Source organism: Paenibacillus glucanolyticus NBRC 15330 (genome assembly GCF_004000885.1).
In the GTDB taxonomy this organism is placed as follows: domain Bacteria; phylum Bacillota; class Bacilli; order Paenibacillales; family Paenibacillaceae; genus Paenibacillus_AQ; species Paenibacillus_AQ glucanolyticus.
The window spans coordinates 852140-859330 of the sequence record NZ_BIMC01000001.1; the positions used below are offsets into that span (position 1 = coordinate 852140).

7 protein-coding genes and 1 pseudogene are annotated in these 7191 nt (G+C 46.5%); 3 read left to right on the plus strand and 5 right to left on the minus strand.

What is annotated here, in order from left to right:
* Nucleotides 1-960: 960 nt before the first annotated feature.
* Complete coding sequence (locus tag PGL02S_RS03735; RefSeq protein WP_036642051.1) at nucleotides 961-1467, minus strand: SMI1/KNR4 family protein; 507 nt, start codon at nucleotides 1465-1467, stop codon at nucleotides 961-963.
* A 7-nt stretch (nucleotides 1468-1474) separates the two neighbouring features.
* Entirely contained in the window at nucleotides 1475-2290 is an 816-nt protein-coding gene (locus PGL02S_RS03740) for an HNH endonuclease signature motif containing protein (RefSeq protein WP_051449270.1), read from the minus strand.
* A gap of 765 nt (nucleotides 2291-3055) precedes the next feature.
* Between PGL02S_RS03740 and PGL02S_RS03745 the strand changes: the two genes are divergently transcribed.
* From PGL02S_RS03745 to PGL02S_RS03755, 3 genes are read left to right on the plus strand one after another with little or no spacing between them, the layout of a single operon-like run.
* Complete coding sequence (locus PGL02S_RS03745) at nucleotides 3056-4654, plus strand: YifB family Mg chelatase-like AAA ATPase (RefSeq protein WP_036642049.1); 1599 nt, start codon at nucleotides 3056-3058, stop codon at nucleotides 4652-4654.
* Between the two features lie 26 nt (nucleotides 4655-4680).
* The gene (locus PGL02S_RS03750; RefSeq protein WP_036642047.1) at nucleotides 4681-5115 is read left to right on the plus strand and encodes a GNAT family N-acetyltransferase; all 435 of its coding nucleotides are present in this window, start codon (nucleotides 4681-4683) and stop codon (nucleotides 5113-5115) included.
* 17 nt (nucleotides 5116-5132) lie between these two features.
* Nucleotides 5133-5489, plus strand: a complete 357-nt coding sequence (locus PGL02S_RS03755; protein ID WP_006211347.1) for a VOC family protein — start codon at nucleotides 5133-5135, stop codon at nucleotides 5487-5489.
* 99 nt (nucleotides 5490-5588) lie between these two features.
* Here the strand turns inward: PGL02S_RS03755 and PGL02S_RS03760 are convergent, their stop codons facing one another.
* The 3 genes and pseudogenes from PGL02S_RS03760 to PGL02S_RS03770 form a co-directional block, all read right to left on the minus strand.
* A complete protein-coding gene (locus PGL02S_RS03760; RefSeq protein WP_036642045.1) occupies nucleotides 5589-5972 on the minus strand; it encodes a YraN family protein in 384 nt (127 codons plus the stop codon).
* Entirely contained in the window at nucleotides 5972-6283 is a 312-nt protein-coding gene (locus tag PGL02S_RS03765) for an EscU/YscU/HrcU family type III secretion system export apparatus switch protein (protein WP_006211349.1), read from the minus strand. The genes PGL02S_RS03760 and PGL02S_RS03765 overlap by 1 nt, the downstream gene beginning before the upstream one ends.
* A pseudogene (locus PGL02S_RS03770) lies at nucleotides 6280-7191 on the minus strand (hypothetical protein); the annotation flags it as partial. The pseudogene PGL02S_RS03770 and the gene PGL02S_RS03765, both read right to left, overlap by 4 nt.

Genomic DNA, 7191 nt, shown 5'->3' on the forward strand with positions numbered 1-7191 from the left:
TAAATCCCTTATTCAATATACTAAACTATGGCATACATTAAAACTTTTTATCCTTTTTATGCTATTCACTAGAATGGTACTGGTTTATTTTCTCATCATGATGTCGTATTATTTTCCTACAATATTAGGGTCGTTCTGCATCAGCATGATGAGTTTGTGGATATCAGCTGGCAGGCGGATGGTATTAGCAAAATGGACGATCGCTTGTTAAAAAAATGACCGGCCGACACCTGTCGAATACCGAAAGACTCACTGGCTCCGGAAATAACAGGTGTGCGGCCTGCCGCATTAACCTTTAATGGAGCCATTCAAGGCTCCTTTTAATCCTACCGAGGATGTAAATCCACATCCCTTTTTCAAATGATCTTTACCTGTATTCAGATAAATCGTAGTAAATTTTACCCACTTTTGATATACTAAAATCATTACTTTAGTCATAGGTGCGTGATCAATCAAATGTGGGAAAAAGAACTGAAGATAGCCATACAGAAGAAGCAAAGCGTGACGATATATCTTATCGATGGCGCAGTATTACAAGGCATCCCTGATGCTTGTACAGATTGCTTAAAGATGCGGAGCGTTTATGGACCCGTTTGGGTACCATTAGAGGAAATAAAGCATGTGAGTCGATTAATACGACTAGACGCAAAAAAGAACCTGCTGGCATATAGCTAGTAGGTTCTTTGCTTAAAGAACTGAAAATCCCATGGGATGAACAACCAAAAATGAATCCACATCCCTTTCCTTTTTATGAGCCTTTAAAAGCCGGAAACAAGTGGCCCATATCTCGACAATTGTGCAAGGTTTGACAAATGAAAAAGCGAGAAAAGGCACGCCGCACTCATGCAGCCGTGCGTGCCTTTCTCCCCTTTTTCATGCTTACATTCTATTACGAGAAAAAATTCTTGAATAATGTAAATAACCCGCAGGAAAATCCCGCGGGTTATTTACTTGGCAATATTAATTTTTCCATTCCCAGAAAGGTGAGCCTTGGGCAATTATTAATCTTTCAAGCCAAGTATTAAAATCAATTTCATATCTGATAGTTGGTGGATCCTCAAAATATTGTTCGTGGTTGTGCCACATCAAATATCCTTTTCCAGTATCCACTCTATCTGAGTCGATGAATAAATAATCTCCAACATAATAACAAATAGGAATCCAGTTTTTAGGCATGTAATTTAAGTGGTATTCATCCATTTGTTTATGGCTTAACAAGTCAAAACCTGTCCCGAACTGGTCTCTAAACAAATAGCATCCGTTACAATACAACAAAAATTCAACATACTGATCTGGAAGTGTCCAGCCTTTTTTCTGGCATAAATTTTGAATGTCACTTAGTGATGCAGGGGAATTAAATGCTGATTTAGTCTCATTCAGATTACCGCTGCTGTAATGTTGAATATATTTATCATTATTTAAACATTTTCTATATGCTTCTAAGTTGTTAACTACATCTGATGCCAATTTTTAATCACCCTTTATTGTAGCTGTTCCACCAAGCTGTTATAAGTTGTTGATGAATTGATCGAGGAACAGGTATTAAATTAGATTTTTCGTTTCCACCACCATATTCACGTGGTTTTATATGATGTATATCGTATGATGCCCAATCCCATCCAGGATTTCCATAAGTATTAATGTAATAAGTAATGTATGCACCTCTATCCTTACTGCTATCCCACGGAGTTGGATTTGGAACATTTTTCCATATTGTATAAGACGGCTCATAATTGACCAATCCAGAGAGTGAATCTACATATTTAAAATAAGGCATTGCCGCGTTGTTATACAGTATTCGATCAGTGTCACCGGTTTGAAGTCCGACCGGTACTCCTTTTTCAAAGACTTTTACTTCATTCGATCCAATCCAATACTTCGTTTGAGATCTTAAAGTTGAAGTAAATGATTGATTTCTTGTTAAGTGTTTTGAATCTCTTCCTTTCTCTGCGTAGTATCCTTTGTTACTGGTTTGTACATCACTGGCAAGAAATTTATTGGTAAAACTTACACTGTCGGGTTTACTTCCTACATAACTAACGTATTTTGTTGTGATTTCGATATTTCTAGTATTTAAATTACCATTAATTGAGTTTACCCAAACAATTCCACCAGTAGCAAGTGGTTTAATCTCTTCGTCATTAAGACTTGTTTTAAAGGAGCCTTGCTCTTCGAGTTCTTCAATATAATTGTCGAGCGATAAAGTCGCTCCACTATCATTGTACAGTAAAACATTTACACTGAAATCACTGATGATTTGCCCATCAGAAAGTTCAGGTTTTTCATTCAAGTATTGTTTTACTTCCTGTAATACTTCATTTTCTGGAAACTTGTTAAGTGTATCTACAATCTCGTTTTTTTTTCGCTTCTAATGAATGTATAAAGGATTCATTATGTTCTGTTATGGCGTCTTGTAACTCAGCAACATTCAAATCACTTGCTTCGGAAGCATAAACTCCAGATACCATGGAAAGTGTCAAAATGGGCGGAGGACATGAGACCCTCACTATTTTTTAAAGACTCGACGCCTGCACTTCTTCCTTCTTTCTTTCGGAGGACAAACCACTTCGGTTTTCTTTTTACGGTTAATTCCATGTTCAAGGCAACTCAATCATGACACCTCCCCATAAAGATGGTTTAGGGTACTTGAGTGTTTTGCTTTAAGGTTGGACTAATATCCAGATTGGGCTAGATTAGAACCCATCTTTATAAAAAATGGGTTCATGCGCTTACTTATTGTCTTGGTTTTACTAATAATGTTCATACTCTTTCAAATGCAGACAACTCATATTTCTCTCGAGCCTCTCCTAATATGATTTGATTTTCTAACCAGTTACGCCGTGGTGGGGTGTGATTAAAATCGAGGGCAACCCATTTGCTGTCGATATCGAGGAAACTGTAAAACAGAGAGAACGCATATGAATTGACATAAGCTGGATAAGCTTTTACAATACGGACTATAATCACCAGCGAAAGGAGGAAGCACCCTTTTCGAAATCACGGATGTTCTATAACGAATACAATCCACTGATATCTGAAAAAGAGGTGCTTTTTTATGTATGGAAAACTTCATAGCGCGTGCTTGCACGGCATTGATGGCGTTGTCATTCAGGTAGAGGTGGACCTTGCCAATGGTCTGCCGCAAACCGCCATTATCGGGCTGCCCGATTCCTCTATCCGGGAATCCGTGGAGCGGGTACGGGCAGCGATCAAAAACTGCGGATTTACCTACCCGCTTAAACGGGTAACCATCAATCTCGCCCCGGCAGATCTTCGCAAGGTGGGATCCTCCTTCGATCTGGCGATCGCTGTTGGCATATTGCTGACAAGCGAGCAATGGACCTTTACGGATGCAGGACGAATGCTAATCGTTGGCGAACTTGCACTGGATGGTGCGCTCAGACCCGTAACGGGTGTTCTGCCCATGGTGGAGCAAGCCAAAAAAGAGGGTTTTACTGGGGTTGTCCTGCCGCTCGAGAATGCTCCTGAAGCAGCATTAATTGGGGGAATCGAGGTTTACGGGCTGCAGCACCTGAAAGAGCTCGTTCAGGATGGGAATGATCCCAATGGAGCCATGGGAAATTTAATGGCTGACGTTTCGCTGTCAAAGCTCCGCTATGATAAATCATCGCAGTCTGGTGGAACACAACATGAAAGCCCGCAGGACACACAGCTTGAAGATTATACAGATGTGATCGGACAGCAGCATATCAAGCGGGCCCTCACGATTGCTGCTGCCGGGATGCACAACATCTTGCTTATCGGCCCTCCCGGTACCGGAAAAACGATGCTCATGAAGCGTCTTCCCACCATCCTTCCGCCGCTGGCAGACCAAGAAGCGTTGACAACTACGAAAATATTCAGCGCTGCCGGCAAATTAAAATCGTCCGACGGCTTGATGACCAAACGCCCCTTCAGGTCTCCGCATCATACCATCTCGGCCGGCGGGCTCATCGGAGGGGGAACCATTCCGAAGCCGGGGGAGGTCAGCCTGGCCCACAAGGGCATTCTGTTCCTTGATGAACTTCCTGAGTTCTCCAGGCATGTGCTTGAGGTGCTGCGCCAGCCCCTGGAGGACCGCGAAGTAACCATCAGCCGGGCACGGGCGGTATTTACCTTCCCGGCGCATTTCATGCTGGCTTGTTCGATGAACCCTTGTCCGTGCGGTTATTACGGCAGCGATCATCCCCATCAGCGATGCACTTGCAGCGTTACTCGAATTGCTCAATACCGCGCTAAGATCTCGGGTCCCTTAATGGACCGGATCGACCTGCAGGTGGACGTGCCCAGGCCTAAGGAATGGCCGGGAAGCTCCACTCCTATATCCTCACAGCAAATGCGGGATCAAGTCTACGCGGCGCAAGCCATTCAGTTAGAGCGCTACCACAGACTTCCATTTTGCTGGAACAGTGAACTCTTTGGAAGCTTCCTGAGGAAACATGTGCTGCTGGACAAGGACTCGGCAGAGCTTCTGCAAGCGACAATCGACACACTTGGTCTTAGCATGCGCGCCTATGACAGGATTCTGAAGCTGGCTAGAACCATTGCAGACTTGGAAGCATCCCGAGAGATTCATAGCCGTCACGTTGCTGAAGCGATTCAATACCGGCAGCTGGATCGACAGCATATCGCGACCGAAGAAACATCCCGCTAAATGACAGCGATTGGAGTGAATACATCATGGAAGTCAGACCGATGGCCCCTGCTGATATGGATGATCTCATCCAAATCTGGCTTGATGCATCCAAGGAAGCCCATCATTTTGTCCCAGCCGAATATTGGGAGTCCCGGCAAGCGGAAATGCGGAATGTCTATCTCCCGATGTCAGAAACCTACTTGATTGAAGACGCAGGAGGCATCCAAGGGTTCGTCTCCATGGTTGAAAATGATCTTGCCGCATTATTTGTTAACACAGGCCAACAAAATCAGGGATACGGAAAAGCACTTCTTCACTGCGCCATGAACCTTAGAGATGTTTTGAAGCTTCGGGTGTATGAGAAGAACCAGAGGGCATTCCGCTTCTATATAAAAAACGGTTTTGAAGTTCTTGATGTTTCGGTGGACAGCGACACGGGGCAAAAAGAACAGGTCTTGATCTGGAGCAGCAGCAAATAAAACCAAGGAGTGATACCATGACTACTTCTATTTTTCAGCATATTGACACTGTCTTTGTACCCACCCGGAATATGAAAGCTGCAAAGGAGTGGTACACAAATGTTTTGGGAGGCCGAGTCGGTTGGGAGAGCGAGCAAGGCGAATACCAATGCATCCTGTTCGGGCAGACATCCCTCACCCTGTTCTCTACAGAAGAGGGTAAGTATTTTGAGCCCCGTCACGCTATGTTTAATTTTTTTGTCTCCAATGCCGAGGAGGCTTATCAACACCTGAAGGACCATGGCGTACGCGTCGATACCATTCTGGAGTACGGCGCAACCTACTTTACCTTCTATGATCTGGATGACAACTGTCTGGAAGTCTGCCAATACTAATGGAAACTCACCGTTTAAGTAAAAGAAGGTGAAGGAGTTTATCACTCCGCCACCTTCTTTTTTTAATTCGTGTTATGCGGGGTAGCATTCACTTTCAATCTAAAATGCATTCTCGATATGCTCCATCGAGACAGCCGTCAGATCAGCGCCAAGAATTATCGAGATGACATCGAAGCGAACCGACCGTTCATGGTGACGTTTCTGATGCACGTACTGCTGTGCCGTATTCCGAACCTGTATCATTTTGCGGGCATTTACGGATTCCGAAGGCGTACCGAAGCTTGTCGTCCCGCTTCGGCTTCTTACTTCAATGATCACGAGGGTCGCCCCGATCTCGGCAACGATATCCAGTTCTCCAAAGCGGCAGCGCCAATTGCGGTCCAGTATGCGGTAACCTTTCTCAACCAAGGCTGCTGCCGCCAATTCCTCAGCAGCCGCACCTTTTTGCTTGCGGCTGTCTTTCTTCCCGAATCGAGAGGGCATTACGGCATCATTCCCTCCTGCTTCGCCTGACCATCCGCGCGATAAACGTATGTCAGCACTTCGGCTACGAGCTGATAAAGCTCTGCAGGGATCTGCTGGTCCAGGTCCAGCTTGGAGAGAATCTCCACCAATGCGGCGTCCTCCTGAACAGGAACCCCATGCTCTTTGGCTTTATCCAGAATAGATTCCGCCAGCTTGCCCTGTCCTTTGGCAACAACCATCGGCGCTTCACTCTCGCCAGGCGTATATTTAAGAGCAACGGCCTTTTTCATGGCCGTCATCGATCCTTGTTCTTGCTCTTGCTTGGTCATATCCGCATATCCACCCCTTTATAGGTCTGAGGGGCGTATTCTGCGGCCGTTCCCTGCACCGACATATCCGAAGACGGCTGTGGATCAACGGGCAGCGGTTCTGTTTTTACGCTTAACAATTGATAACCAATGGACGCAACAGCCGTCGCCAGCTCTTGCTTTTTTCCTTCAAACAGTTCCGCGGCAAAGCTCTGGTCATTCCGGAAGCTGAGGCTGACAATCCGGTCGACGACCTGCACATCAATGAGGGTCGGTCCCAGAAATCTCATATCCAGATCAAACAACAGCCGGCAGTTGGTGGCATCGAGCTCGCCTTTGCGCCCTCTGCGCGACTGAATATGTACGGAGGCGGTCTGTTCTCCGTCCGCGCCATGCAGAGGGATAAACATGGTAACCTGGGCGAACGGTGCTGTTCTATCCGTGTTCAGCAGGAGCTGCTGCCCCGTTAAATGCTGCACGATTTGCTGAGCGGCTTCCTTCAGTGCCGACGGTGTTTCCTGGCTGGACAGAACTTGAAGGAGCACCCCCTTCAAGGTGTCCTGAAGGGCTTGTGACGAGTCGCCTGCCTGCGTTGAGGCGATGACTGACTGCTGCTGCATGCTCTGGACCATACTCTGCTGTGTAGAAGGCACAGAGGGTTGTGCCACGCCCGGCTGATTCGCTGTGCCCGCTTGGGCAACCGGAGCTTGATGATTTATGCTTGCTGCGTTACCAGTCGTAACAGGGGCGCTCGCTACGGCCCCTGAGCCGGTACCGGCAGCATTGGCGGCTGGCGGCTGGGAAGCGGCGACTCCCCCAGCTGCCGCCTGCTGCTGTGCCGCAGCAGGCGGCGATAAAGCAGCACCCACTGTCGATGGAGCGGGTGCTGGAGCAGGAGCAGGTGCGGGGACTGCCGCACTCGCTCCTGC

Excerpts from the sequence above, each read along its gene's own strand:
- PGL02S_RS03765 (WP_006211349.1), bottom strand. The coding sequence starts at position 6,283 with ATGACCAAGCAAGAGCAAGAACAAGGATCGATGACGGCCATGAAAAAG.
- PGL02S_RS03750 (WP_036642047.1), top strand. The coding sequence starts at position 4,681 with ATGGAAGTCAGACCGATGGCCCCTGCTGATATGGATGATCTCATCCAA.
- PGL02S_RS03755 (WP_006211347.1), top strand. The coding sequence starts at position 5,133 with ATGACTACTTCTATTTTTCAGCATATTGACACTGTCTTTGTACCCACC.
- PGL02S_RS03760 (WP_036642045.1), bottom strand. The coding sequence starts at position 5,972 with ATGCCCTCTCGATTCGGGAAGAAAGACAGCCGCAAGCAAAAAGGTGCG.
- PGL02S_RS03745 (WP_036642049.1), top strand. The coding sequence starts at position 3,056 with ATGTATGGAAAACTTCATAGCGCGTGCTTGCACGGCATTGATGGCGTT.